The 23,099-nt window shown below is 71.6% G+C and carries 19 protein-coding genes and 2 pseudogenes; 13 read left to right on the top strand and 8 right to left on the bottom strand.

All coding sequences use genetic code 11. The features are described 5' to 3' along the window. Positions 1 to 397: pseudogene (locus HY68_RS26220) on the bottom strand (CDP-alcohol phosphatidyltransferase family protein); the annotation flags it as partial. A gap of 243 nt (positions 398 to 640) precedes the next feature. Between HY68_RS26220 and galE the strand changes: the two are divergent. From galE to idi, 3 genes are all read left to right on the top strand, one after another. After that, positions 641 to 1,624, top strand: a complete 984-nt coding sequence (gene galE / locus HY68_RS26215) for a UDP-glucose 4-epimerase GalE (protein WP_041993125.1) — start codon at positions 641 to 643, stop codon at positions 1,622 to 1,624. A gap of 142 nt (positions 1,625 to 1,766) precedes the next feature. After that, positions 1,767 to 2,705, top strand: coding sequence for a cation diffusion facilitator family transporter (locus HY68_RS26210; RefSeq protein WP_041993122.1), 939 nt, complete (start codon positions 1,767 to 1,769; stop codon positions 2,703 to 2,705). Between the two features lie 190 nt (positions 2,706 to 2,895). Beyond that, positions 2,896 to 3,492, top strand: coding sequence for an isopentenyl-diphosphate Delta-isomerase (gene idi / locus HY68_RS26205; RefSeq protein WP_041993120.1), 597 nt, complete (start codon positions 2,896 to 2,898; stop codon positions 3,490 to 3,492). Here the strand turns inward: idi and HY68_RS26200 are convergent. Continuing rightward, the gene (locus HY68_RS26200) at positions 3,458 to 3,931 is read right to left on the bottom strand and encodes an ATP-binding protein (protein ID WP_041993117.1); all 474 of its coding nucleotides are present in this window, start codon (positions 3,929 to 3,931) and stop codon (positions 3,458 to 3,460) included. The genes idi and HY68_RS26200 overlap by 35 nt on opposite strands. 219 nt (positions 3,932 to 4,150) lie before the next feature. On the opposite strand from HY68_RS26200, the gene HY68_RS26195 reads away from it, so the two are divergent. From HY68_RS26195 to HY68_RS26185, 3 genes are all read left to right on the top strand, one after another. After that, the gene (locus HY68_RS26195; RefSeq protein ID WP_041993111.1) at positions 4,151 to 4,900 is read left to right on the top strand and encodes an enoyl-CoA hydratase/isomerase family protein; all 750 of its coding nucleotides are present in this window, start codon (positions 4,151 to 4,153) and stop codon (positions 4,898 to 4,900) included. Positions 4,901 to 5,001: 101 nt separating this feature from the next. Further along, positions 5,002 to 7,401: a Tex family protein gene (locus tag HY68_RS26190; RefSeq protein WP_041993109.1), complete on the top strand. Its 2,400-nt coding sequence runs from the start codon at positions 5,002 to 5,004 to the stop codon at positions 7,399 to 7,401. Positions 7,402 to 7,484: 83 nt separating this feature from the next. Continuing rightward, positions 7,485 to 7,787, top strand: a complete 303-nt coding sequence (locus HY68_RS26185; protein ID WP_078863788.1) for a DUF4190 domain-containing protein — start codon at positions 7,485 to 7,487, stop codon at positions 7,785 to 7,787. Positions 7,788 to 7,871: 84 nt separating this feature from the next. Here HY68_RS26185 and HY68_RS26180 read toward each other — a convergent pair whose 3' ends face one another. Next, complete coding sequence (locus tag HY68_RS26180; RefSeq protein WP_041993106.1) at positions 7,872 to 9,509, bottom strand: ABC-F family ATP-binding cassette domain-containing protein; 1,638 nt, start codon at positions 9,507 to 9,509, stop codon at positions 7,872 to 7,874. Between the two features lie 133 nt (positions 9,510 to 9,642). Here HY68_RS26180 and HY68_RS26175 point away from each other — a divergent pair, with 133 nt between their 5' ends. From HY68_RS26175 to HY68_RS26165, 3 genes are all read left to right on the top strand, one after another. After that, complete coding sequence (locus HY68_RS26175; protein ID WP_041993103.1) at positions 9,643 to 10,611, top strand: FAD-dependent oxidoreductase; 969 nt, start codon at positions 9,643 to 9,645, stop codon at positions 10,609 to 10,611. Between the two features lie 102 nt (positions 10,612 to 10,713). Then, on the top strand, positions 10,714 to 11,760 hold the full coding sequence (locus HY68_RS26170; RefSeq protein WP_041993099.1) for a LacI family DNA-binding transcriptional regulator: 1,047 nt from the start codon (positions 10,714 to 10,716) through the stop codon (positions 11,758 to 11,760). Positions 11,761 to 11,844: 84 nt separating this feature from the next. After that, the gene (locus HY68_RS26165) at positions 11,845 to 12,570 is read left to right on the top strand and encodes a MerR family transcriptional regulator (protein ID WP_041993096.1); all 726 of its coding nucleotides are present in this window, start codon (positions 11,845 to 11,847) and stop codon (positions 12,568 to 12,570) included. A 60-nt stretch (positions 12,571 to 12,630) separates the two neighbouring features. On the opposite strand, the gene HY68_RS26160 is transcribed toward HY68_RS26165, so the two are convergent. The 5 genes from HY68_RS26160 to HY68_RS26140 all read right to left on the bottom strand — a co-directional run bounded on the left by HY68_RS26160 (position 12,631) and on the right by HY68_RS26140 (position 19,139). Continuing rightward, positions 12,631 to 14,805, bottom strand: coding sequence for a 3-hydroxyacyl-CoA dehydrogenase NAD-binding domain-containing protein (locus tag HY68_RS26160; protein ID WP_041993094.1), 2,175 nt, complete (start codon positions 14,803 to 14,805; stop codon positions 12,631 to 12,633). Between the two features lie 41 nt (positions 14,806 to 14,846). Further along, positions 14,847 to 16,061, bottom strand: a complete 1,215-nt coding sequence (locus HY68_RS26155; RefSeq protein WP_041993091.1) for an acetyl-CoA C-acetyltransferase — start codon at positions 16,059 to 16,061, stop codon at positions 14,847 to 14,849. Between the two features lie 49 nt (positions 16,062 to 16,110). Next, positions 16,111 to 17,136 carry an LLM class F420-dependent oxidoreductase gene (locus tag HY68_RS26150; RefSeq protein WP_041993088.1) on the bottom strand — a complete coding sequence of 342 codons (1,026 nt, stop codon included), beginning with the start codon at positions 17,134 to 17,136 and terminating at the stop codon, positions 16,111 to 16,113. Then, complete coding sequence (locus HY68_RS26145; RefSeq protein ID WP_078863787.1) at positions 17,136 to 18,290, bottom strand: CaiB/BaiF CoA-transferase family protein; 1,155 nt, start codon at positions 18,288 to 18,290, stop codon at positions 17,136 to 17,138. Before HY68_RS26145 ends, HY68_RS26150 begins: the two co-directional genes overlap by 1 nt. 153 nt (positions 18,291 to 18,443) lie before the next feature. Continuing rightward, on the bottom strand, positions 18,444 to 19,139 hold the full coding sequence (locus HY68_RS26140; RefSeq protein WP_041993082.1) for an endonuclease V: 696 nt from the start codon (positions 19,137 to 19,139) through the stop codon (positions 18,444 to 18,446). A gap of 56 nt (positions 19,140 to 19,195) precedes the next feature. On the opposite strand from HY68_RS26140, the gene HY68_RS26135 reads away from it, so the two are divergent. The 4 genes and pseudogenes from HY68_RS26135 to HY68_RS45470 form a co-directional block, all read left to right on the top strand. Continuing rightward, a complete protein-coding gene (locus HY68_RS26135; protein ID WP_041993079.1) occupies positions 19,196 to 19,612 on the top strand; it encodes a (4Fe-4S)-binding protein in 417 nt (138 codons plus the stop codon). Positions 19,613 to 19,738: 126 nt separating this feature from the next. Then, complete coding sequence (locus HY68_RS26130; protein ID WP_041993076.1) at positions 19,739 to 20,152, top strand: SsgA family sporulation/cell division regulator; 414 nt, start codon at positions 19,739 to 19,741, stop codon at positions 20,150 to 20,152. 269 nt (positions 20,153 to 20,421) lie between these two features. Further along, positions 20,422 to 22,044, top strand: coding sequence for an ATP-binding cassette domain-containing protein (locus tag HY68_RS26125; RefSeq protein WP_041993073.1), 1,623 nt, complete (start codon positions 20,422 to 20,424; stop codon positions 22,042 to 22,044). Between the two features lie 71 nt (positions 22,045 to 22,115). Further along, positions 22,116 to 23,099: pseudogene (locus tag HY68_RS45470) on the top strand (excinuclease ABC subunit UvrA); the annotation flags it as partial.

Here is a 23,099-nt window from a genome sequence, read left to right as displayed (position 1 = left end):
CGACGGCGTCGGCGACGAGGTCGGTCAGCGGCGCCTGCCGGGTGAGCTGGCCGGCGAGCGCGGGTCCTGCCGGGGCCGGGACGGTGGCTCCGGCAGGGACGCCGGCGGCGCCGACGGCGCGCAGCAGCGCGGCCCTGGCCTCCGGCTTGGCGGTGAGCGCTCCGGGCACGGCGACGGCGGGGAACCGGGGGTCGGTCAGCGCGAGGCGCAGTGTGTGCACATGGCCGACGAAGCGCGGGTCGACGAGCGCGATCCGCTCACCGGCCGGGGCCGCGGCGGCGAGCTGCCCCGCTTCGGCGGCGTCCGACGCGTTGCGGACGTCGAATCCCAGGGACCGCAGATGGCCTTCGAGCGGCGATCCGGGCACCGGCGTACCTGTGAGAATGGCGGTCGACAGACGAACTCACTCCTTGGCACTGACAGGGCTGGGTGCGCGGCTTCGTGACCCGGTGTGTCCGGGGCGGCGGCACGTCGGCAGAGGCTATCGGATGAACGCCAGCCGGAGTTCACCGGCCGTTTACGCCCAGGACGCTCCGATCCGATCCCGCCGGGCCCCGGCCGGTGATCATCATCGTCCACCGGCACCCCACCGCCAAACCGGCCACCCGGCCGCCGCGCACCGGCCGGTTAGGGTGACCGCATGACGTGGCTGATCACAGGCGGAGCGGGTTATATCGGGGCACATGTGGCGCGGTCGATGGCCGAGGCGGGCGAGCGGGTCGTCGTCCTCGACGACCTGTCGACGGGGGTCCCCGAGCGGCTGCCGAAGGAGATCGAGCTGGTCGAGGGATCGCTGCTGGACCGGGGCCTGGTCGACCGGACGCTGGCCGCCCACGCGGTCACCGGTGTGGTGCATCTGGCCGGGAAGAAGCAGGTGGGCGAGTCCGTCGAGCAGCCGCTCCGGTACTACCGGGAGAATCTGCACGGGCTGACGGTGCTGCTCGAAGCGGTGGTGGCGGGCGGCGTCGGCCGCTTCCTGTTCTCGTCCTCGGCGGCCGTGTACGGGGTGCCGGACGTGGAGCTGATCACCGAGCAGACCCCGGCGGCGCCGATCAGTCCGTACGGCGAGACGAAGCTGGCCGGCGAGTGGCTGGTCCGGGCCACCGGGCAGGCGCACTCCCTGGCCACCGCCTGTCTGCGGTACTTCAACGTGGCGGGCGCCGCTTCGCCCGAGCTGTCCGACACGGGCGTGTTCAACATCATCCCGATGTACTTCGACCGGATCACCCGGGGCGAGGCCCCGCTGATCTTCGGCGCCGACTATCCGACGCCGGACGGCACCTGCGTACGCGACTACATCCATGTCGCCGATCTGGCCGACGCGCATCTGTCGGTCGCCCGGCGGCTGGCCGGACAGCGGCAGCCCGGGGACCTGACCCTCAACATCGGCCGCGGCCGGGGCGTATCGGTGCGTGAGCTGGCCGATCTGGTGGCCGATGTCACCGGTCACGGGCTCACACCCGAGGTCGGGCCGCGCCGTGCCGGCGACGCGGCGCGGGCCGTCGCCTCGGTGGATCTCATCACGCGGGAGCTGGGCTGGACGGCGAAGCGCTCGATGCGCGACATGGTCGGGTCCGCCTGGGAAGGGTGGCGGCTGCGCCATCCGGCGGCCCCGGTCGGATGATCTTGAAAGGGCGCTGACCTGCGGTCATTTCCGCAGGTCAGACGGAATGACAACGGTGTTCAGTCCCGTGTTGCCGGATACCCCCCACCCGTAGTTCACTGACGGGGTCCGGCAGTTCGTCCGACCAGCGGGAGGTGTCCTCATGGGGGCAGGGCACGACCACGGACACAGCCACGGGAGCGTGCCGACGGGCACGGCGGCCGCCGCCTACAAGGGCCGGCTGCGGATCGCGCTCGGCATCACGCTGTCCGTGATGGTGATCGAGATCATCGGTGGTCTCGCCGCCGACTCGCTCGCCCTCATCGCCGACGCCGCCCATATGGCGACCGACGCGGTCGGGCTCGGGATGGGCCTGCTCGCCATCCACTTCGCCGCGAGGCCCGCCGACGACAGCCGGACCTTCGGCTACGCGCGCGCCGAGATCCTCGCCGCGCTCGCCAACTGTCTGCTGCTGCTCGGCGTCGGCGGCTATCTGGTCTACGAGGCGGTCGAGCGCTTCATCACGCCGCCGGACACCCGGGGCGGTCTCGCGATCGTCTTCGCGCTGATCGGCATGGTCGCCAATGTGATCTCGCTCTCGCTGCTGATGCGCGGCCAGAAGGAGAGCCTCAATGTGCGCGGCGCGTATCTGGAGGTGCTGGCCGACACCCTCGGCTCACTGACCGTGCTGGTCTCCGCCTCGGTGATCCTGACCACCGGCTGGCAGACCGCCGACCCGATCGCCTCCCTGCTGATCGGGCTGATGATCGTCCCGCGCACGGTGAAGCTGCTGCGCGAGACGCTCAACGTGCTGCTGGAGGCGGCGCCCAAGGACGTGGACATGGGCGAGGTGCGGGCGCATATGCTGTCCCTGCCCGGAGTGGCGGACGTGCACGACCTCCACGCCTGGACCATCACGTCCGGCATGCCGGTGCTCTCCGCGCATGTGGTGGTGGACCAGGACGCGCTGGACGCGGTGGGCCACGAGAAGATGCTCCATGACCTGCAGGGCTGTCTCGGTCATCACTTCGATGTCGAGCACTGCACCTTCCAGCTGGAGCCGGGTGGCCATGCCGAGCACGAGGCGGGACTCTGCCCCTGACGGGGCGCGGCGCCGGTGGTACACCAGTGGTGCGCGCGCCGTCGCCACACCTCCGTGCACCGGCGGGCCGGCCCTGTGGCGGTGTCCCGGCGGGTAATTGTGGGAACGGACATGCCCACGCCCCCGAAGTGCGGACACGGGGCTTTTGTACGGCAGACTTGGGGGCCGAGGCCCGAAGCGAAGGATGGTTATGCCGACCACACCAGTCACTGCTGCGGCGAACAGCTCGTCGAACGGCGTACAAGAACCGATCATGCTGGAGCTGGTCGACGAAGACGGCAACACCATCGGTACGGCCGAGAAGCTCTCCGCGCATCAGCCACCGGGGAAGCTGCACCGCGCCTTCTCCGTCTTCCTCTTCGACGAGCAGGGCAGGCTGCTGATCCAGCGCAGGGCGCTGAGCAAGTACCACTCCCCCGGCGTCTGGTCGAACACCTGCTGCGGGCACCCGTACCCGGACGAGGCGCCGTTCGCGGCGGCCGCCCGCCGCACCCACGAGGAGCTGGGCATCTCGCCCACGCTGCTCGCCGAGGCCGGCACGGTGCGCTACAACCACCCCGACCCGAAGTCGGGCCTGGTGGAGCAGGAGTTCAACCATCTGTTCGTGGGTCTCGCGCAGTCCTCGCTGCGGCCCGACCCCGACGAGATCGACGACACGGCGTTCGTCACCCCGGCCGAGCTGACCGAGCTGCACGCCGAAGCGACGTTCTCCGCCTGGTTCATGACCGTGCTGGACACTGCGCGTCCGGCGATCAGGGAGCTGACGGGGCCCGCCGGGGGCTGGTGAGCGGCAGCGCCGCCCAGACGATCTTCCCGCCGCCGGCGGTGTGCTCGACATCGCAGCTGCCGCCGGCCTCGGCGGTGATCTCCCTGACCAGCAGCAGCCCGCGCCCGCTGGTCTGCGCGTAGTCCCGCTCCAGCGCCTTGGGCCGGTACGGGTGGTTGTCCTCGACGGCGATCCGGATCCAGCCGGCGCCGATGGCGACCTCGACGCCGACCTCGGGCGAGAGCAGGGCCGCGTGCCGTACGGCGTTGGTGACCAGCTCGGAGACGATCAGCAGGACGCCCTGGACGAGATCGTCGGGGGCCTCGGCCGCCTGACGCCTCAGCAGGTCGCGTACCGCGTGCCGGGCCTGGGGCACCGACACCTCCACGGCCGGTGCGGTGAACCGCCAGACCCCCTCGTACACCGGCGGCGGGGCCGGAACACTCGCGCGGCTCTCCATACTGCGGCACCCACCCTCGGCTCGGCCCGCCGGCGGACCGGCGCTGTCCTCGGTCACCGAGTCTTGGGAAAGATCCGGTCCGCCCCCGGCTACTGAACAGAAGTCAGCGGGTATCGACGCGATATGACCGAACGGGCACGTGGGACGGCGTCTTGCGACCGGTCCTGATCTTCGGTTGTCGCTTCGCCGGCGTCTTCGGTGCCCGATACCATCCGGTCCATGGAGCCCCAGCTGCTGCTCACCGTCGCGGACGGCGTCGCGACCGTGGTGATCCACCACCCGGCCAAGCGCAACGCGATGACCGCCGGGATGTGGCGTGAGCTGCCGCCGCTGCTCGCGCGGCTCACGGCGGACCCCGCCGTCCGGGTGCTGGTACTGACCGGCGCGGGCGGCACCTTCTGCGCGGGCGCCGACATCTCGTCGCTGCGGGAGCCCGGCGAGGATCCGCAGTCCCTGGCCGTTCGGGCGGAAGAGGCGCTGACCGGCTTCCCCAAGCCGGCGCTGGCCGCCGTACGCGGCCACTGCGTGGGCGGCGGCTGCCAGCTGGCCGTGGCGTGCGATCTGCGGTTCGCCGACGAGGGCGCCGTGTTCGGGGTCACCCCCGCGCGACTGGGAATCGTCTACCCGCCGTCCTCCACCCGGCGGCTGACCGAGCTGGTGGGCCCGGCGGCCACCAAACACCTGCTGTTCTCCGCCGAGTTGATCGACACGGACCGCGCCCTGCGCACCGGGCTCGTCGACGAGGCGCTGCCCGCGGGCGAACTGGACAAGCGGGTGGCCGAGTTCGCCCGTACGCTCGTCTCGCGCTCGCAGCTGACCCAGGCGGCGGCCAAGGAGTTCGTCTCGGGCAGGACCGACCGGGCGGCGCACTGGGCCCGGCAGGCGCGGGTCAGCGGCGAAACCGCCGAGGGCGTCGCCGCCTTCCTGGAGCGCCGCGAACCGCGCTTCGGCTGGTCCCCGCCAGGATGAACCGGCTCGTGTCGCCCGTCCGCGCGCCCGTCGCGACGGGCGATGTCACAGCCACCTGCCACAATGCAGACCGCGGAACGGACAGAAAAGCGGAGCGTGAAGTGACGACGTCCATCGAAGGCAGGATCGCCGAGGAACTCGGCGTACGGGAGCGGCAGGTGCGGGCGGCCGTCGAGCTGCTCGACGGCGGATCGACCGTGCCGTTCATCGCGCGCTACCGCAAGGAAGCGACGGAGACGCTCGACGACGCGCAGCTGCGCACCCTTGAGGAGCGGCTGCGCTATCTGCGGGAGTTGGAGGAGCGGCGCACGGCCGTCCTCGAATCCGTACGGGAGCAGGGCAAGCTCGACGCCGCCCTGGAGGCGCAGATCCGCGCCGCGGACACCAAGGCGCGCCTGGAGGACATCTATCTGCCCTTCAAGCCCAAGCGGCGTACGAAGGCGCAGATCGCCCGTGAGGCGGGTCTTGAGCCGCTGGCCGAAGGGCTGTTGAGCGACCCGTCGGTGGATCCCCTGACCGCTGCCGCCTCTTTCGTGGATGCCGAGAAGGGTGTGGCGGACCCGGCGGCGGCCCTGGAGGGCGCGCGCGCCATCCTCACCGAGCGCTTCTCCGAGGACCCCGACCTCATCGGCGAGCTGCGCGAGCGGATGTGGTCCAAGGGCAGGCTCGTGGCGAAGGTCAGGGACGGCAAGGAGGAGCCCGGCGCGAAGTTCGCCGACTACTTCGACTTCGCCGAGGCCTTCACCGCGCTGCCCTCGCACCGCGTCCTGGCCATGTTCCGCGGCGAGAAGGAGGACGTCCTCGATCTGACGCTGGAGCCCGAGGAGCCGTCGGACCAGCCGGGACCCTCCCTGTACGAGAACATGATCGCCCGGCGCTTCCAGGTCAACGACCGGGGCAGGCCCGGCGACAAGTGGCTCGGCGACACCGTGCGCTGGGCCTGGCGGACCCGGATCCTGGTCCATCTCGGGATCGATCTGCGGCTGCGGCTGCGCACGGCGGCCGAGGACGAGGCGGTGCGGGTCTTCGCCTCCAACCTCCGCGACCTGCTGCTGGCCGCGCCCGCCGGCACCCGCGCGACGCTCGGCCTCGACCCCGGGTTCCGTACCGGTGTGAAGGTCGCCGTCGTGGACGCGACGGGCAAGGTCGTCGCCATCGACACCATCCACCCGCATGTCCCGGCCAACCGGTGGGACGAGTCGCTGGCGGCCCTCGCCCGGCTCGCGAAGCAGCACTCGGTCGATCTGATCGCCATCGGGAACGGCACAGCGTCCCGCGAGACCGACAAGCTCGCCGGTGAACTCATCGCCAAGCACCCCGAGTTGAAGCTCACCAAGGTGATGGTCTCCGAGGCGGGCGCCTCGGTGTACTCGGCGTCGGCCTTCGCATCGCAGGAGCTGCCCGACCTCGACGTGTCGATCAGGGGCGCCGTCTCCATCGCGCGCCGGCTCCAGGACCCGCTCGCCGAGCTGGTGAAGATCGACCCCAAGTCGATCGGTGTCGGCCAGTACCAGCACGACCTGTCCGAGGTGAAGCTCTCCCGCTCGCTCGACGCGGTCGTGGAGGACTGCGTGAACGGCGTGGGGGTCGACGTGAACACGGCGTCGGCGCCGCTGCTCTCCCGGGTCTCCGGCATCGGCGCCGGGCTCGCGGAGAACATCGTGGCGCACCGCGACGCGAACGGCCCGTTCCGCTCCCGCAAGGCGCTCAAGGACGTGGCGAGGCTCGGCCCCAAGGCGTACGAACAGTGCGCGGGCTTCCTGCGGGTGCGCGACGGCGACGACCCGCTGGACGCGTCCAGCGTGCACCCCGAGGCGTACCCGGTCGTGCGCTCCATGGCGAAGACCACCGGTGCGGAGGTCGCCGCGCTCATGGGCAACTCGACGGTGCTGCGCTCGCTGCGCCCGGCGGACTTCGTGAACGACTCCTTCGGGCTCCCGACGGTCACGGACATCCTGCGCGAGCTGGAGAAGCCGGGCCGCGACCCGCGGCCGGCGTTCAAGACGGCCACGTTCAAGGACGGCGTCGAGAAGCTGAGCGACCTGGAGTCGGGGATGATCCTGGAGGGCGTCGTGACGAACGTCGCCGCGTTCGGGGCGTTCGTCGACATCGGCGTCCATCAGGACGGTCTTGTCCATGTGTCGGCCATGTCGAGGACGTTCGTCAAGGACCCGCGTGACGTGGTGAAGTCGGGCGACGTGGTGCGGGTGAAGGTGCTGGACATCGACATCCCGCGCAAGCGGATCTCACTGACGCTGCGTCTGGACGACGAAGCGGCGGGCGGTTCGGGCACGGAGTCCGGCGACGCCGGTCGGGACCGGGCGCCGCGGCAGCGCTCCGGCGGCGGCCCCCGGCGCAAGGCAGCCGGCCAGGGACAGGGCCAGGGTCAGGGTCAGGGGCAAGGCCAGGGACGGCGGTCGGCTCCGGCGCCGGCTCCCGGGAACAGCGCGATGGCCGACGCCTTGCGCAAGGCGGGACTTGTCGACCCGAAGGGCCGCTGAGCCCGGCGTCGTGCACAAGCAGCGGACGAGTAGCGGCGGGAGCCGGGGGTAGCCGGAAAAGACCAACACGAAAAGAGGATCTGATGTCGAACCTCTCTACGTCCGGAACGGGTCATATGCGGGCCGGTGCCACCCCCGGCACCACGCACAACGGCATGGGCACGGCTTCCCTGGTGCTGGGAATCATCGGTCTGGTGCTTTCCTGGTACTGGATCGCCGCGCTGCCGCTGGGAATCGTCGCCATCTGCCTCGGTGTCGCAGGCCGCCGCAGGGCCGCACAGGGCCAGGCCGACAACCGCGGTTCCGCGACCGCCGGAATGGTGCTCGGAATCGTCGCCGTGGTGCTGGCGGTGGCGTTCGTCGCCATTGTCGCCGCCACTCTCTGACGGGCGGGAACGCAGCTCTTCGGCGTAACAGCGGGAACAGGCGGGGTGCGTGGTCACGCACCCCGCCTGTTCTTCGCGCCCCGGCTATTCCTCGTGCACCTTTCCCGCTGACACGACCAGCCGGCGCGTCGTACTGACGGCGTCCAGCATCCGGCGGTCGTGGGTCACCAGCAGCAGCGTGCCGCCGTAGGAGTCGAGCGCCGACTCCAGCTGCTCGATGGCTGGCAGGTCGAGATGGTTGGTCGGCTCGTCCAGCACCAGCAGATTGACGCCCCGGCCCTGGAGCAGCGCGAGCGCCGCCCTGGTCCGCTCCCCCGGTGACAGCGTCGTCGCGGGACGCGACAGATGACCGGCCTTCAGCCCGAACTTCGCCAGCAGGGTGCGGATCTCGGCGGGTTCGGTGTCCGGCACCGCGGCGCGGAACGCGTCCAGCAGGCTCTGCGGTCCGTGGAACAGCGCGCGGGCCTGGTCGACCTCGCCCACCACCACGCCCGCGCCGAGGGTGGCGTGGCCTTCGTCCAGCGGCAGCCGGCCCAGCAGGGCCGCGAGCAGCGTGGACTTGCCGGCGCCGTTGGCACCGGTGATGGCGACCCGGTCGGCGCGGTCGATCTGGAGCGACACCGGGCCGAACTGGAAGCCGCCGCGCCGCACTTCGGCGTCCCGCAGCGTCGCGACCACGGCGCCCGAGCGGTCGGCGGCTGCGATCTCCATCCGCAGTTCCCACTCCTTGCGCGGCTCCTCGACCACGTCGAGCCGTTCGATCATCCGCTGCGTCTGGCGCGCCTTGGCCGCCTGCTTCTCGGTGGACTCGGTGCGGAGTTTGCGGCCGATCTTGTCGTTGTCGGTGGCCTTGCGGCGGGCGTTCTTGACGCCCTTGTCCATCCAGGCGCGCTGCATCTGGCCACGGGCTTCGAGGGACGACTTCCTGTCCGCGTACTCGTCGAACTCCTCGCGGGCGTGCCGCCGCGCGGTCTCCCGCTCTTCGAGATACGCCTCGTAGCCGCCGCCGAACAGGGTGATCTTCTGCTGGGCCAGGTCGAGTTCGAGCACCTTGGTGACGGTGCGCACCAGGAACTCGCGGTCGTGGCTGACCACGACCGTCCCCGCGCGCAGCCCGCTCACAAACCGTTCGAGCCGCTCGAGTCCGTCCAGGTCGAGGTCGTTGGTCGGCTCGTCCAGCAGGAAGACGTCGTAGCGGGAGAGGAGCAGCGAGGCGAGGCTGGCGCGGGCCGCCTGACCGCCGGAGAGGGTGGTCATGGGCTGGTCGAGCCCGACGGTCAGACCGAGCGACGCGGCGACCTCATCGGCGCGTTCGTCGAGGTCGGCGCCGCCCAGCGCGAGCCAGCGCTCCAGACCGACGGCGTACGCGTCGTCGGCGCCCGGCGCCGCGTCCACGAGCGCCTGGGTGGCCGCGTCCAGGGCGGCCTGCGCCGCGCTGACGCCGGTCCTGCGGGCCAGGAAGTCCCGTACGGTCTCGCCGTCCCGCCGCTCGGGCTCCTGCGGGAGATGGCCCACGGAGGCGGTGGGCGGGGAGAGCCGCAGCTCCCCGCTCTCGGGCGAGTCGAGTCCGGCGAGCAGCCGGAGCAGGGTCGACTTGCCCGCCCCGTTGGCACCGACGAGTCCGATCACGTCACCGGGGGCCACGACGAGGTCGAGCCCGGTGAAGAGCGAGCGGTCGCCGTGTCCTGCGGCGAGATCCTTGGCTACGAGCGTGGCAGTCATCAGGGGACTGATCCTATCGCCGGGCCGGGGCGCGGGAGCTGGGCGGCCGGGCGAGCCGTCCGCCGCGGGGTACCCGGGCCTGTCCCCGGGGCGAAATGCCGCGTGTCGGGCCGGATTCCGCTACGGTCCGACCATGACCAGCAGTGATGTGATCGTGGTCGGCGGTGGAGTCATCGGGCTGACGACCGCGGTGGTACTGGCGGAGGACGGCCTGCGGGTCGGCCTGTGGACGCGCGATCCGGTGGGCCGGACGACATCGGCGACGGCCGGTGCCCTCTTCTGGCCGTACCGGATCGAGCCCGCGCAGCTGGTCGGGACCTGGCTGGAGAGATCCCTCTCGCGCTACGAGCGGCTCGCGGAGAATCCGGCGGCGACCGGGGTCCGGGTGGTCGAGGGGCTGATGGCCAACACGCCTCTGAGCGACCTCGGCGCCTGGGCGTCCCGGGTGCCGGGGCTGCGGGAGGCGCGCCAGGACGAGTTGCCCCAGGGCTTCGCCCAAGGGGTGCGGGCCGCCGTTCCGTTGATCGACATGCCGGTGTATCTGCGCTATCTGAAGGCGCGGTTGCGGCTCGCCCGCGGCACCGTCGATGTACGGTCGGCCACGGGCTTCGACGAGCCGGCCGCCGAGGCGCGGGTGGTGGTGGACTGCACCGGGCTCGGTGCCCGCGAACTGGCCCCCGACGCCTCGGTGTTCCCGGTGCGGGGTCAGGTGGTGGTGGTCGAGAACCCGGGCGTCGACGAGTGGTTCGTGGCGACGGACCCCGACTCGACCGACATGACGTACGTGATGCCGCAGCCGTACGGGGTGCTGCTCGGCGGTACGGCGACCGAGCACTCCTGGGACCTGGAGACCGACCCGGCGGAGGCGGCGGCGATCGTGGCGCGCTGCGCGCGGGTCCATCCCGGGCTCGCCACCGCTCGGGTGCTGGACCACCGGGTCGGGCTGCGGCCCGCCAGGCCCCAGGTGCGGCTCGATGTCGTACAACTGCCGGGCGGCGGACGGCTGGTGCACAACTACGGGCACGGCGGCGCCGGTGTCACGGTGGCCTGGGGCTGCGCCGAGGACGCCGCCAGGCTGGCGACGGACGGGCTGACCTTCTGAGCGGCCGGACCCCCGGCGGAGAAAGCGCTCTCCGTCGGCGGACCGGCAGCGGATAGGGTGTAACGGTTCAATGTGTCAGTTCGCTGCCGAGGAGCGCACGCCTTGACCGATTCGTCCCCCGGGGACCGCCCCACGCTGGAAGCCGTGGCCGCGCGTGCCGGTGTCTCACGGGCCACCGCCTCGCGGGTCGTCAACGGCAGCACGGGTGTGCGTCAGTCGCTGGTGGAGAAGGTGCGCGAGGCGGTCGACGAGCTGGGGTACGTGCCGAACCACGCGGCCCGCACGCTGGTCACCCGGCGCACCGGCGCGGTCGCCGTGATCATTCCCGAGCCGGAGATACGGATCTTCTCGGACCCGTTCTTCTTCCAGCAGATCCGCGGTATCAGCAAGGAACTGACCCTGCACGACACCCAGTTGGTACTGCTGCTGGTCGAGGGTCCGGGCGACCACGGGCGGATCGCCCGCTATCTGACGGGCGGCCACGTGGACGGCGCGCTCGCGTTCTCGCTGCACACCGACGACCAGATCCCGGCGATCACCCGGCGGGCCGGGCTGCCGACCGTCTACGGCGGCCGGCCGGTGTGGACGGTGGCGCCCGAGCAGCAGGCGGTGCCGTACGTGGACGCCGACAACCGGGGCGGTGCGCGGGCCGCGGTCCGGTATCTGCGGGACATCGGCAGGCGCCGGATCGCGCACATCGCGGGCCCGCGCGACCAGACGTCGGCCACCGACCGGCTCGACGGGTACCGCGACGTGCTGCCGGACGCCGATCCCGCGCTGGTCGTCGAGGGCGCCTTCACCGCGGAGAGCGGTGTCCGGGCGATGACGGAGCTGCTGGAGCGGTGTCCCGACCTCGACGCGGTGTTCGCGGGCAACGACCTGATGGCCTCGGGCGCGCTGCGGGTGCTCAAGGAGCACGGCCGCACGGTGCCCGGGGATGTGGCCCTCGTCGGCTTCGACGACATGGATTCCGTGGCCGAGAACACCGATCCGCCGCTGACCACCGTCCAGCAGGACGTGGAGGGGCAGGGCAGGCTGATGGCGCGGCTGCTGCTGGGCGGCTTCGACCGGTCGCCGGACGGCGCGCCCGCCCCTGAGCAGGAGTCGGTGATCATGCCCACCACACTGGTGCGCCGCGCCTCCGCCTGATCGCGGGAGCGGCCCGCTGCGGCTTTCGCAGTGCCGGTGCGACAGCAATACTGTTGCACCGGAGACAGCGACGGAAGGCGGCGTATGACGACCGGTGCCGAGGTCACGCTCACCGTCGACCAGCTCGCGGCGCGGGCCGGGGTCAGCGTGCGTACCGTCCGCTTCTACAGCACCCGTGGACTGCTGCCGCCGCCGGTGCTCGGTCCGCGCCGGGTGGGGCAGTACGGCAGGGACCATCTCTCGCGTCTCGCGCTCATCGAGGAACTGCAGCACCAGGGCATGACCCTCGCGGCGATCGAGCGCTACCTCCAGCAGCTGCCGCCCGATCTGAGCGCCCATGACCTCGCCATCCACCGCGCTCTCGTGGCCTCCTGGGCGCCGGACTCCGCCGAGGAGGCGGACAGGGCCGAGCTGGAACGGCGGGCCGGGCGGGCGCTGACCGAGCAGGACATCGACCGGCTCGCCGCGATGGGGGTGCTGGAACGGGCCGACGACGCCGGCGGCTACCGGCTCGATCCGGGACTGCTGCGGCTCGGTGTCGAGCTGCTGGAGCTGCCGCTCGCCCACGAGACGATCCTCGCGGCCCGTACCGTCCTGCTGGAGCACACCCGCGCGGTGGCGCACGAGCTGTCCCGGCTGTTCCGGGACGAGGTGTGGGGGCCGTACACGGAGCGGGAGCAGGACCCCGAGCAGGTGGCGGCGATGCGTTCGCTGTCGGGCCATGTGCGGCCGCTGGTGGCGCAGGCGCTGGTGACCGCGTTCCGGCGCTCGCTCAAGGACGAGCTGCGGGCCGCGCTCCCGGCCGAATAAGCCGGGGAGCGCGGCCCGCCACGTCCTGCGGGGCCCAGGTGGCTCACGTGCGGCGCCGGCTCACGCGTCGGTGAACGTCTCGCCCTTCTCCGCCTTGCTGACGAGCAGCGCGGGCGGCTCGAACCGCTCGCCGTACCGCTCGGCCAGCTCGCGGGCGCGCCCGACGAAGCCGGCGGGGCCGCCCTCGTAGCCGTTGATGTACTGCAGGACGCCGCCGGTCCACGCGGGGAAGCCGATGCCCATGACGGAGCCGATGTTGGCGTCGGCCACCGACGTGAGCACGCCCTCCTCCAGACAGCGCACGGTGTCGATCGCCTCGGAGAACAGCATCCGCTCCCGCATGTCGGCGAACGGCACATCCGCTTCCGGCTTCGTGAAGTGCTCACGCAGCCCCGGCCAGAGCCGGGTCCTGGCGCCGTCCTCGCCGTACTCGTAGAACCCGGCGCCGCCGCTGCGTCCCGTGCGGCCGAACTCGTCGACCATCCGGTCGATGACGGTGTCAGCCGGGTGCGCGGTCCAGCTGCCGCCCGCCTCCTCGACGGCGCGCCGCGCCTCGGCCCTGATCTTGCGCGGCAGGGTCAGCGTCAGCTCGTCCATCAGGGACAGCACCTTGGCGGGATAGCCCGCCTGGGCGGCCGCCGCCTCGACCGAGGCGGGTTCGACGCCCTCGCCGATCATCGCGACGCCTTCGTTGATGAACTGGCCGATGACGCGTGAGGTGAAGAAGCCGCGTGAGTCGTTGACGACGATCGGCGTCTTCCTGATCAGCCGCACCAGGTCGAAGGCGCGCGCCAGCGCTTCGTCGCCGGTCCGCTCACCCTTGATGATCTCGACCAGCGGCATCTTGTCGACGGGTGAGAAGAAGTGCAGCCCGATGAAGTCGGCGGGGCGGGTCACCCCGTCGGCGAGCGTGGTGATGGGCAGGGTCGAGGTGTTGGAACAGAGCAGCGCGTCCGGCTCGACGATCTCCTGGATCTCCTGGAACACCTTGTGCTTGAGCGACACGTCCTCGAAGACCGCCTCGATCACCGCTTCGCAGCCCGCGAGGTCGGCGGGTTCGGCGGTGGGGGTGATCCGGGCGAGCACCTGGTCGCGCTCCGCCTCTGTCGTACGGCCCCGGCCGACCGCCTTGGCGAGGACCTTCTCCGCATACGCCTTGCCCTGGTCGGCGGCTTCCCGCGAGACGTCCTTGAGGACGACGTCGAGGCCTGCCCTGGCGCAGGAGTACGCGATGCCCGCGCCCATCATCCCGGCGCCGAGGACGGCGACCTTGCGGATCTCGCGCTTGGCGACGCCCTGCGGCCTGCTCGCCCCGGAGTTGACGGCCTGGAGGTCGAAGAAGAATGCCTGGATCATGTTCTTCGCGGTCTGACCCGTGACCAGCTCGGTGAAGTACCGGGACTCGACGGTCTGCGCCGTCTCGAAGTCGACCTGCGAGCCCTCGACCGCCGCGGCGAGGATGTTGCGCGGCGCCGGGTAGGGCGCCCCGCCGGTCTGCTTCTTCAAGTTGGCGGGGAAGGCGGGCAGATTGGCGGCGAAGCGCGGGCTGGCCGGGGTGCCGCCGGGGATCCGGTACCCCTTCGCGTCCCAGGGCTGGGACGACTCGGGGTGGGCGTCGATGAAGGCGCGGGCCTTGGCGAGCATGTCGTCGTGGGTGGCCGCGACCTCGTGGATCAGCCCGTGCTCCAGGGCGCGCGCCGGGGAGTACTGGGTGCCTTGCAGCAGCACCTTGAGCAGCGCGTCGGCGATGCCCATCAGCCGGACCGTACGGGTGACTCCGCCGCCGGCGGGCAGCAGGCCGAGCGTGACCTCGGGCAAGCCGATCTTCGACCCGGGGGCGTCCAGCGCGACGCGGTGGTGGCAGGCGAGGGCGATCTCGTAACCGCCGCCGAGCGCCGCGCCGTTGATAGCGGCGACCACCGGCTTGCCCAGGGTCTCGATGCGGCGCAGGGCGCGCTTGATCGCCATGCTGCTGTCGAAGACCCGCTGGGCGTCGCCGGGCCCGACCTTGATCATGTCCTTGAGGTCGCCGCCCGCGAAGAACGTCTTCTTCGCCGAGGTGACGATGATGCCGCGGATGGTGTCCCGCTCGGCCTCGGCGCGGTCGGCGACCGCCGTCACGGACCTGCGGAACGCCTCGTTCATGGTGTTGGCCGACTGCCGTGGGTCGTCGATGACGAGGGTGACGACGCCGGTCCCGTCCTGTTCCCAGCGGATGGTGGTGGACTCGCTCATGCTGCTGCTCCGTATCGGGGGTGGGGAGGGGCTGGCCGGGGTCAGACGCGCTCGACGACGGTGGCGACGCCCATGCCGCCGCCGATGCAGAGCGTGGCGAGTCCGTACCGCTTGTCCTGCCGCTCCAGTTCGTCGACGAGGGTGCCGAGGATCATCGCGCCGGTGGCGCCGAGGGGGTGGCCGAGCGCGATGGCGCCGCCGTTGACGTTGATCTTGTCGACGGAGACGTCCATGTCGGCGGCGAAGCGCAGGACGACGGCGGCGAACGCCTCGTTCATCTCGATCAGGTCGATGTCACCGATGGTCAGCCCGGCCTTGGCGAGCGCCTTGCGGGTGGCGGGGGCCGGTCCGGTCAGCATGATGGTCGGCTCGGATCCCGAAACGGCGGCCGAGACGATCCGGGCGCGCGGTGTCATGCCGTACCGCTCGCCGATCTCCTTGGAGCCGACGGCGACGAGCGCGGCGCCGTCCACGATGCCGGAGGAGTTGCCCGCGTGGTGGACATGGTCGATCTTCTCGACCCAGTGGTACTTCTGCAGCGCGACCGCGTCGAACCCGCCCACGTCACCGATGGTGGCGAAGGACGGCTTGAGGCCGGCCAGCGAGTCGGCGGTGGTGCCGGGCCGCATGTGCTCGTCGTGGTCGAGGACGGTCAGGCCGTTGCGGTCGGTGACCGGTACGACGGACCGGGCGAAGCGGCCGTCCTTCCAGGCCGTCGCCGCCCGCTCCTGGGACAGCGCGGCGAACTCGTCCACGTCACGCCGGGTGAAGCCGCCGATGGTGGCGATCAGGTCGGCGCCGATGCCCTGCGGGGCGAAGCCGGTGTCGAAGCTGGTCATCGGGTCCATCGCCCAGGCACCGCCGTCGGAGCCCATCGGCACCCGGGACATCGACTCGACGCCGCCGGCCAGGATCAGGTCCTCCCAGCCGGAACGGACCTTGGCCGCCGCCAGGTTGACGGCCTCAAGGCCTGACGCGCAGAAGCGGTTCTCCTGTACGCCGGCGACGCTGTCGGGCAGTCCCGCGGCGATGGCGGCGATCCGGGCGATGTCCGAGCCCTGGTCGCCGAGCGGGCTCACCACACCGAGCACGATGTCGTCGACGGCCGCCGGGTCGAGTCCGGGGAACCGGGCGCGCATCTCGTGGATGAGCCCCACGACCAGATCGATCGGCTTGGTGCCGTGCAGGGCGCCGTTGGCCTTGCCCCGGCCTCGGGGGGTGCGGATCGCGTCGTAGACGAACGCTTCGGTACTCACGACAGCTGCCTTTCGAAGATGCGGTGTGCGGGTCACGGTGTGCGGCTGCTCAGAGCCAGCTCTTGACGGTCTCGACCAGCTTGACCGGATCGGACCCGGTGGGGACGACGTTGAGCATCGTGACGCCCGCCTCGCGGAACGCCTCGACGCGGTCGCGTACGTACCCCTCGGGCCCGCACAGCGTCATCAGCTCGCAGAACTCGGCGGGGACGGCCGCCTCGGCGTCGCGCTTGTTGCCGCCGAGGTAGAGCTCCTGGATCTTCGCCGCCTCCTTCTCGTATCCGTAGGCGACGGCGAGGTCGTTGTAGAAGTTCTTGCCGGGGGCGCCCATCCCGCCGACGTACAGCGCGATCAGCGGGCGGGCGAGGTCCCGGTAGCGGGCCGCGTCGTCGCCGATGGCGAGCAGTCCGCCCGCGACGGTCCGCAGCGGTCCGCGCGCCGGGTCACGCTTGGCGGCGCCCCTGGCGAGCGGCCCGCCCCAGACCTGCCGCGCCTTCTCCGGGACGAAGAGGTGCGGCAGCCAGCCGTCGGCGATCTCCGCGGTCATCTCCACGTTGGCGGGGCCGAGCGCGGCGACGTACAGCGGGATCTCCCGGCGCAGCGGCTTGCCGAGGAACTTGAGCGGCTTGCCCAGCTTGCCGCCCTTCTCCGGGGGCAGCGGCATGTCCGTGATGCCGTGGTGGTCGATGGTCTCGCGGCGCCAGATGCGCCGGCAGAGGTCGACGGTCTCGCGGGTGCGGCCGAGGGGCTTGTCGTACGGCTTGCCGTGCCAGCCCTCGACGACCTGGGGCCCGGAGGCGCCGAGGCCGATCATCGCCCGGCCGCCGGAGACCGCGTCGAGTCCAGCGCCGGTCTGCGCGATCAGCGCGGGGGTGCGTGAGTAGACGTTGAGGATCGCGGCGCCGATCTTCATGCGCTCGGTGCGGGCGGCGAGGTAGCCCATGAGCGTCGGTGAGTCGAAGCCGTACGCCTCGGCGACCCAGACGGCGTCGAGTCCCGCCGCCTCCAGGGCCACGGCCTGGTCGCAGGCGGTGCGGGGGTCACCCGCGTACTCCAGCGGAAGGGAGATCTCCATCAGTGGACGTCCTTGTCCTGGTCGGCGGGCTTGTCCTCGTTGATGCCCGGTACGTCCCAGTCGCGCGCCACCTCTGCGGTGTCGGCTCCGGGCAGCGCGGGCCCTGTGCGCACGGATCCGGGGGTGGCGGAGAAGCGGGGCGCGGGTGCGGGCTGGGTGATCCCGGCGTGCCGGGTGAAGGTGCCACGGGCGGCGAGATGCGGATGCGCGGGCGCCTCACGCAGCGTCAGTACGGGGGCGACGCAGGCGTCGGACCCGTCGAAGACCTCGGTCCACTCCTGCCGGGTCCTGGTCCTGAACCGGTCAGCGACGGCGGTCCGCAGCTCGTCCCAGCGCGCGAAGTCGTTGCGCGCCGGGACCTGGTCCTTGATGCCCAGCAGTTCGACGAACTCGTCGTAGAACCGCTTCTCCAGGGCGCCGACCGCCATGTACCCGCCGTCGGCCGTCTCGTAGGAGCCGTAGAACGGGCTGGCGCCGTCGAGGAGGTTGGCACCGCGCTCGTCCCGCCAGCCGCCGGCCGCCATCATGCCGTGGATCATGGTCGTCAGATGGGCGGCGCCGTCCACGATGGCGGCGTCCACGACCTGTCCTGTGCCGTCGGGTGTACGGGCGTGCTGGAGCGCGGCGAGTACGCCGATGACGAGGTAGAGGGCGCCGCCCGCGTAGTCCCCGACGAGGTTGGCCGGGATGGCGGGCGGCTCGTCGGCCTTGCCGATCATGGAGAGCGGTCCGGCGAGCGCGAGATAGGTGAGGTCGTGTCCCGCCCGCTCGGCGAGCGGCCCTTCCTGGCCCCAGCCGGTCATCCGGCCGTACACCAGCCGGGGGTTGCGGGCGAGGCACGCGTCGGGTCCGATGCCGAGCCGTTCGGCGACGCCGGGGCGGTAGCCCTCGATGAGCACATCGGCGCGGGCGACCAGGTCCAGCACCCGGGCGGGGCCCGACTCCGACTTGAGGTCGATCAGCACGGAGCGCTTGTTGCGGTTGGTGAGGTCATACGGCGGGTCGATGCCGAGCCCCGCGCCGCCGGGGCGGTCGACCCGCACCACGTCGGCGCCGAGGTCACCGAGGTGCATGGCGGCGAACGGGCCGGGCCCGATGCCGGCCAGCTCGACCACGCGCACGCCGGTCAGCGGGCCGTTTCCTGTCGCTGCCATCGTTCTCCCGAGACTGTGACACAACTGATGTAACACTGACGATGCTAAGAACGCGGTCCGCCGCGCACAAGCCCCGGCGGCCCACAGAACAAGCAAGCGCTTAGTTTCTCACCGGTCTTCGATTGTGCCGCAGATTCGGCGCGGCGGCGCGGCTCAGGCCGTGGCTTCGCGCAGCGCGGCCCGGCACAGGGCGTCCGCCCTGCGGGTGGACTCCGGCAGGCGGAACTCCGGGGCCAGCCGCAGCGTATGGGCGCAGGCCGTGTCCAGCGACACGCGGTGGCCGACCGAGACGAAGACCGGCTTGACGCCCCGCTGGGTGCGCAGCGCGCGGCCCACCTCCTCGCCGTCGTCCGCGCGCAGTGGCGAGAAGGCGCCACGGTCCTGGCCCGGTTGCTCGTAGCGGAAGGTGAACGGGTTCTTGGCGACGCCGATCACCGGGTGCCCGGTGAGCACACCGAGGTGGCTGGCGAGCCCGAAGCGGCGCGGGTGGGCGCGGCCGTAGCCGTCGCAGACGATCAGGCCGGGGTCGCCCGGCAGCGCTTCGAGCGCGGCGAGGACGGTCGGGATCTCCCGGAAGGCCAGCAGCCCCGGCACGTAGGGGAAGGTGACCCGGCCGACGGCGGTGGCCTCGGCGACCACGGTGAGCGTCGCCGCTTCGAGCACGACGGCCGCTGCCGCGACCACGTCGCGCTCGTCGTCGTACGCCACGTCGACCCCGGTGACCAGGCCCGTACCGGCCGGAGGTCCCGGCTCGTCGAGGACGACCCGGCCGCGCAGTTCGTCCTGGACGGCGCGCGCCTCGTCCTCGGAGCCGGGCGAGGAGAACGAGGGAGTACCGGTGGTCGTCACGGCGCGCCAGCTTAGGGTGAGGGTCAGGTGACACACGAGAAGAGACGGGATTCACGATGACTGAGGGGCGTCCGGCGGCCAAGGAGTATGCGGGTGAGCGGATCTCGGTCTCCTTCGAGACCCGGCGCTGTCTGCACGCCGCCGAGTGCGTGCGAGGGCTGCCCGAGGTCTTCGACACGGCCGCCCGCCCCTGGGTGCGGCCCGACGGCGCCGCCGCCGAACAGGTGGCCGAGGTCGTACGGCGCTGTCCGTCCGGCGCGCTCCAGTACCGGACCGCCGACGGCGCCGGCGAGGCGCCCGACCGGCCGACCACCGTCGTCCACTCCCCCGCGGGACAGCTGGTCGTACGGGGCGATCTGCGCGTCGAGTCGGCCGAGGGGACCCGCGCGGAGACCCGGGCGGTACTCTGCGGCTGCGCCGCCAGCGACCTCCAGCCGTACTGCGACCACTCGGGACCCTGTGGCGAGGACTGACCAGACCCGCGCACGGTGATACAGCTCACCACCCTTCTTGAGCACGGAATGGACCGTTCCGGCGTCCTCATGGGTAAGCGGAGGGCCGCCGGGCCCGTAAATCCGATCCGTCGGAGGGAACAGGCCATGTCACCTGTCATCGAACAGGCCGTGCAGGCCCGCGTGGTCGCGTCCGCCCCGAGCCCGGAGACCGTCCCCGCGACGCTGCTGTACGACCGGCAGGACCCGTTCGCGGTGCGGATGGCGTTCCCGCCGCCGGCGACGCTCGAAGGCACCGAAGTCACCTGGGAGTTCTCCCGTGAGCTGCTGACCACCGGTGTCTCCGAGCCGGCCGGTGAGGGCGATGTGCGGGTACGGCCGTTCGGCTACGGCCGTACCGTCGTGGAGTTCCGGGCGCCGGAGGGCACGGCGATGGTGCATCTGCGCACCAACGAGCTGCGGCGTTTCCTGGCACGGGTGCAGGGACTGGTGCCGGTCGGCGACGAGCACCTCTATCTGGACCTGGACCACGATCTGGCGGAGCTGCTGCGCGACGCGTGAGACGCGGCGCGTGACAACGTGACGCGTCACGCGTGAAAAAACGCGTTGACGTCGTCGCCCGTCCTCTCCTACCGTCGGTGGCGTTCCCGCAGTCGCCCGATCGGAGTAGGACGTTGAGCTACTGAGGTCCTGAGACACCGTCCGCACAGCGTGCCGCGCTGTGCGTGTTTCGTGTGTGACCTCGGCAGTTGAGCCCGTCCTGCCGTACCGGGAACGCCCGGTGTCTCCATCCGTTGCCCTGATGCCCCGCTCAGCAGCCGGAGACCCGCATGTCTACTTCCGCTACGCACATCACCTGTACCGACCTCTCCTTCGACTGGCCCGACGGGACCGGAGTCCTCGCCGGATTCCAGCTCGCCGTCGGCCCCGGCAGGACCGGGCTCATCGGCCTCAACGGGTCAGGGAAATCAACCCTGTTGCGACTGATCGCCGGTGAACTCACCCCGACCGGCGGGCGGATCCGCACCGCCGGCGAGGTGGGGTACCTGCCGCAGACCGTCGTCCTCGACACCGCCCTGCGGGTGGACGAGGCGCTGGGCATCGCCCGGATCCGCGGCGCGCTGCACGCCATCGAGGCGGGTGACGCGCGGGAGGAGCACTTCACCGCCGTCGGTGACGACTGGGACGTCGAGGAGCGGGCGCGTGCCACCCTCGACCAGCTCGGGCTCCTCCACATCGGACTCGACCGCACCATCGGCGAGGTGTCCGGCGGTGAGTGCGTCCTGCTCAGACTGGCCGCGCTGTTGCTGGCCAGGCCCGATGTGCTGCTGCTCGACGAGCCGACCAACAACCTCGATCTGCGGGCGCGACGGCGGCTCTACGCGGCCGTCGAGTCCTGGACCGGAGTACTGGTCGTGGTCAGCCACGACCGTGCCCTGCTCGAACTGGTCGACCAGATCGCCGATCTGCGCGACGGTGAAGTCTCCTGGTACGGCGGGAACTTCACCGCCTACGAGGAAGCGCTGGCCGTCGAACAGGACGCGGCGGCCCGGATGGTGCGGGTCGCCGAGACGGATCTGCGCCGGCAGAAGCGCGAACTGGCCGAAGCTCAGCTCAAGTTGGCCAAGCGCGTGCGGTACGGCCAGAAGATGTACGAGCAGAAGCGTGAACCGCGGGCCGTGATGAACGCGCGAAAACGCACCGCCCAGGAGTCGGCGGGCAAGCACCGCGTCCTGCACGAGGAGCGGCTGGCCGGCGCGCGGGAGCGGCTGGACGAGGCGGCGGACGCTGTCAGGGAGGACGAGGAGATCCGTATCGAGCTTCCCCGCACCGCCGTCCCTCCGGGCAGGACCGTGCTCACCCTGCGCGAGCTGGAGCTGCGGCACGGGGCGCGGGTGGCCGGTGAACTCGAACTGCGCGGCCCCGAGCGGATCGCGCTGGTCGGGGCCAACGGTTCCGGCAAGACCACGCTGCTGCGGAGCATCGCGGGCGAGCTGGCGGCGGCCTCGGGCGAGGTGGTCGCGCACGTACCGCTGCGCTTCCTGCCGCAGCGTCTCGACATCCTGGACGGGGAGCTGACGATCGCCGAGAACGTGGCGCTGCTCGCCCCCACGGCGACCAACAACCGGATCAGGGCACGTCTCGCGCACTTCCTGTTCAAGGGCGCCCGGGCGGACCAGTTGGCCGGCACGCTGTCGGGCGGGGAGCGGTTCCGTGCCTCGCTCGCCGCGCTGCTGCTCGCCGAGCCGCCGCCGCAGCTGCTGATGCTGGACGAGCCGACCAACAACCTGGACATGGCGAGCGCCGCCCGGCTGACGGCCGCGCTGGACTCGTACGCGGGCGCGCTGATCGTGGCCAGCCATGACGTGCCGTTCCTGAAGTCCATCGGCGTCACCCGCTGGCTGCTGCTCGACGGCGAGCTGCGCGACACCACGCCCGAGACCCTGGAGTAGCGACAGCCGGAGCGGTGACGAGCCGGGAAACCGGACAGAAGGTGTCTGGTTTCCCGGTTAGCTTCGGTCGTATGGCTCAGAACATCGTGATCGCGGGCGCCCGCGAGAACAATCTCCAGGACGTCTCCCTCACCATCCCGAAGGACCGGATCACCGCCTTCACCGGCGTCTCGGGGTCCGGCAAGTCGTCGCTCGTCTTCGACACGGTCGCCGTGGAGTCGCAGCGCCAACTGGGCGAGACCTTCGGCTCGTTCCTCCGTAACCGGCTGCCCAAGCACGAGCGGCCGCAGGTCGACACCATCGACGCCCTCGCGGTCGCGATCGTGGTGGACCAGAAGCCGCTCGGCGGCAACGTCCGCTCCACGGTGGGCACGATGACGGACATCTACGCGGCGATCCGGGTGCTGTTCTCCCGCTGCGGCACGCCGAGCGCGGGCCCGGCCGGTGCGTACTCGTTCAACGACCCGGCGGGGATGTGCCCCGGCTGTGACGGGATCGGCAAGGTGGTGGAGCTGGACATCGGCCGAGCCGTCGACTGGTCGAAGTCGCTCGACGGGGGCGCGCTGCTGCTGCCCGGACTCGCGGTGGGCAACTGGGAGTGGAAGCTGTACGCGCGGTCCGGCCGGTTCGACCCGGACAAGCCGCTCGGTGCGTACACCGAGGACGAGCGCGGGACCCTGCTGTACGGCGAACCGGCCGACGGTGTCGAGGGAGTGGTCCGCCGCTTCGAGCGGCTCTTCATCAAGCGGGACACCGCGGGGCTCTCCGAGCGCCGCCGGGAGGCCACGGCCCGGTTCACCGTGCAGCGCGTGTGTGCGCGGTGCGGGGGCGCCAGGCTCAACGAGGCGGCCCGTGCGACCCGGGTGGCCGGTTACTCCATCGCCGAACTGACCCGGATGGAGGTCGCCGACCTGGTGGAGGTGCTGGGCCGGATCGACGATCCGGTCGCGACGCCGATCGCCGCGGCCGCCCGCGAGCGGCTTGAGCGGCTGGTGGGCATCGGGCTCGGCTATCTGAGTCTGGACCGGGAGACCACCAGCCTGTCGGGCGGCGAG

This window comes from Streptomyces sp. AcH 505 (genome assembly GCF_000818175.1).
In the GTDB taxonomy this organism is placed as follows: domain Bacteria; phylum Actinomycetota; class Actinomycetes; order Streptomycetales; family Streptomycetaceae; genus Streptomyces.
This window is presented reverse-complemented; position numbering and strand designations above follow the sequence as displayed.

Excerpts from the sequence above, each read along its gene's own strand:
- HY68_RS26130 (WP_041993076.1), top strand. The coding sequence starts at position 19,739 with ATGTCACCTGTCATCGAACAGGCCGTGCAGGCCCGCGTGGTCGCGTCC.
- HY68_RS26200 (WP_041993117.1), bottom strand. The coding sequence starts at position 3,931 with ATGGAGAGCCGCGCGAGTGTTCCGGCCCCGCCGCCGGTGTACGAGGGG.
- HY68_RS26180 (WP_041993106.1), bottom strand. The coding sequence starts at position 9,509 with ATGACTGCCACGCTCGTAGCCAAGGATCTCGCCGCAGGACACGGCGAC.
- HY68_RS26145 (WP_078863787.1), bottom strand. The coding sequence starts at position 18,290 with ATGGCAGCGACAGGAAACGGCCCGCTGACCGGCGTGCGCGTGGTCGAG.
- idi (WP_041993120.1), top strand. The coding sequence starts at position 2,896 with ATGCCGACCACACCAGTCACTGCTGCGGCGAACAGCTCGTCGAACGGC.
- HY68_RS26175 (WP_041993103.1), top strand. The coding sequence starts at position 9,643 with ATGACCAGCAGTGATGTGATCGTGGTCGGCGGTGGAGTCATCGGGCTG.
- HY68_RS26185 (WP_078863788.1), top strand. The coding sequence starts at position 7,485 with ATGTCGAACCTCTCTACGTCCGGAACGGGTCATATGCGGGCCGGTGCC.
- HY68_RS26195 (WP_041993111.1), top strand. The coding sequence starts at position 4,151 with ATGGAGCCCCAGCTGCTGCTCACCGTCGCGGACGGCGTCGCGACCGTG.
- HY68_RS26150 (WP_041993088.1), bottom strand. The coding sequence starts at position 17,136 with ATGGAGATCTCCCTTCCGCTGGAGTACGCGGGTGACCCCCGCACCGCC.
- HY68_RS26160 (WP_041993094.1), bottom strand. The coding sequence starts at position 14,805 with ATGAGCGAGTCCACCACCATCCGCTGGGAACAGGACGGGACCGGCGTC.
- HY68_RS26165 (WP_041993096.1), top strand. The coding sequence starts at position 11,845 with ATGACGACCGGTGCCGAGGTCACGCTCACCGTCGACCAGCTCGCGGCG.
- galE (WP_041993125.1), top strand. The coding sequence starts at position 641 with ATGACGTGGCTGATCACAGGCGGAGCGGGTTATATCGGGGCACATGTG.
- HY68_RS26135 (WP_041993079.1), top strand. The coding sequence starts at position 19,196 with ATGACTGAGGGGCGTCCGGCGGCCAAGGAGTATGCGGGTGAGCGGATC.
- HY68_RS26125 (WP_041993073.1), top strand. The coding sequence starts at position 20,422 with ATGTCTACTTCCGCTACGCACATCACCTGTACCGACCTCTCCTTCGAC.
- HY68_RS26210 (WP_041993122.1), top strand. The coding sequence starts at position 1,767 with ATGGGGGCAGGGCACGACCACGGACACAGCCACGGGAGCGTGCCGACG.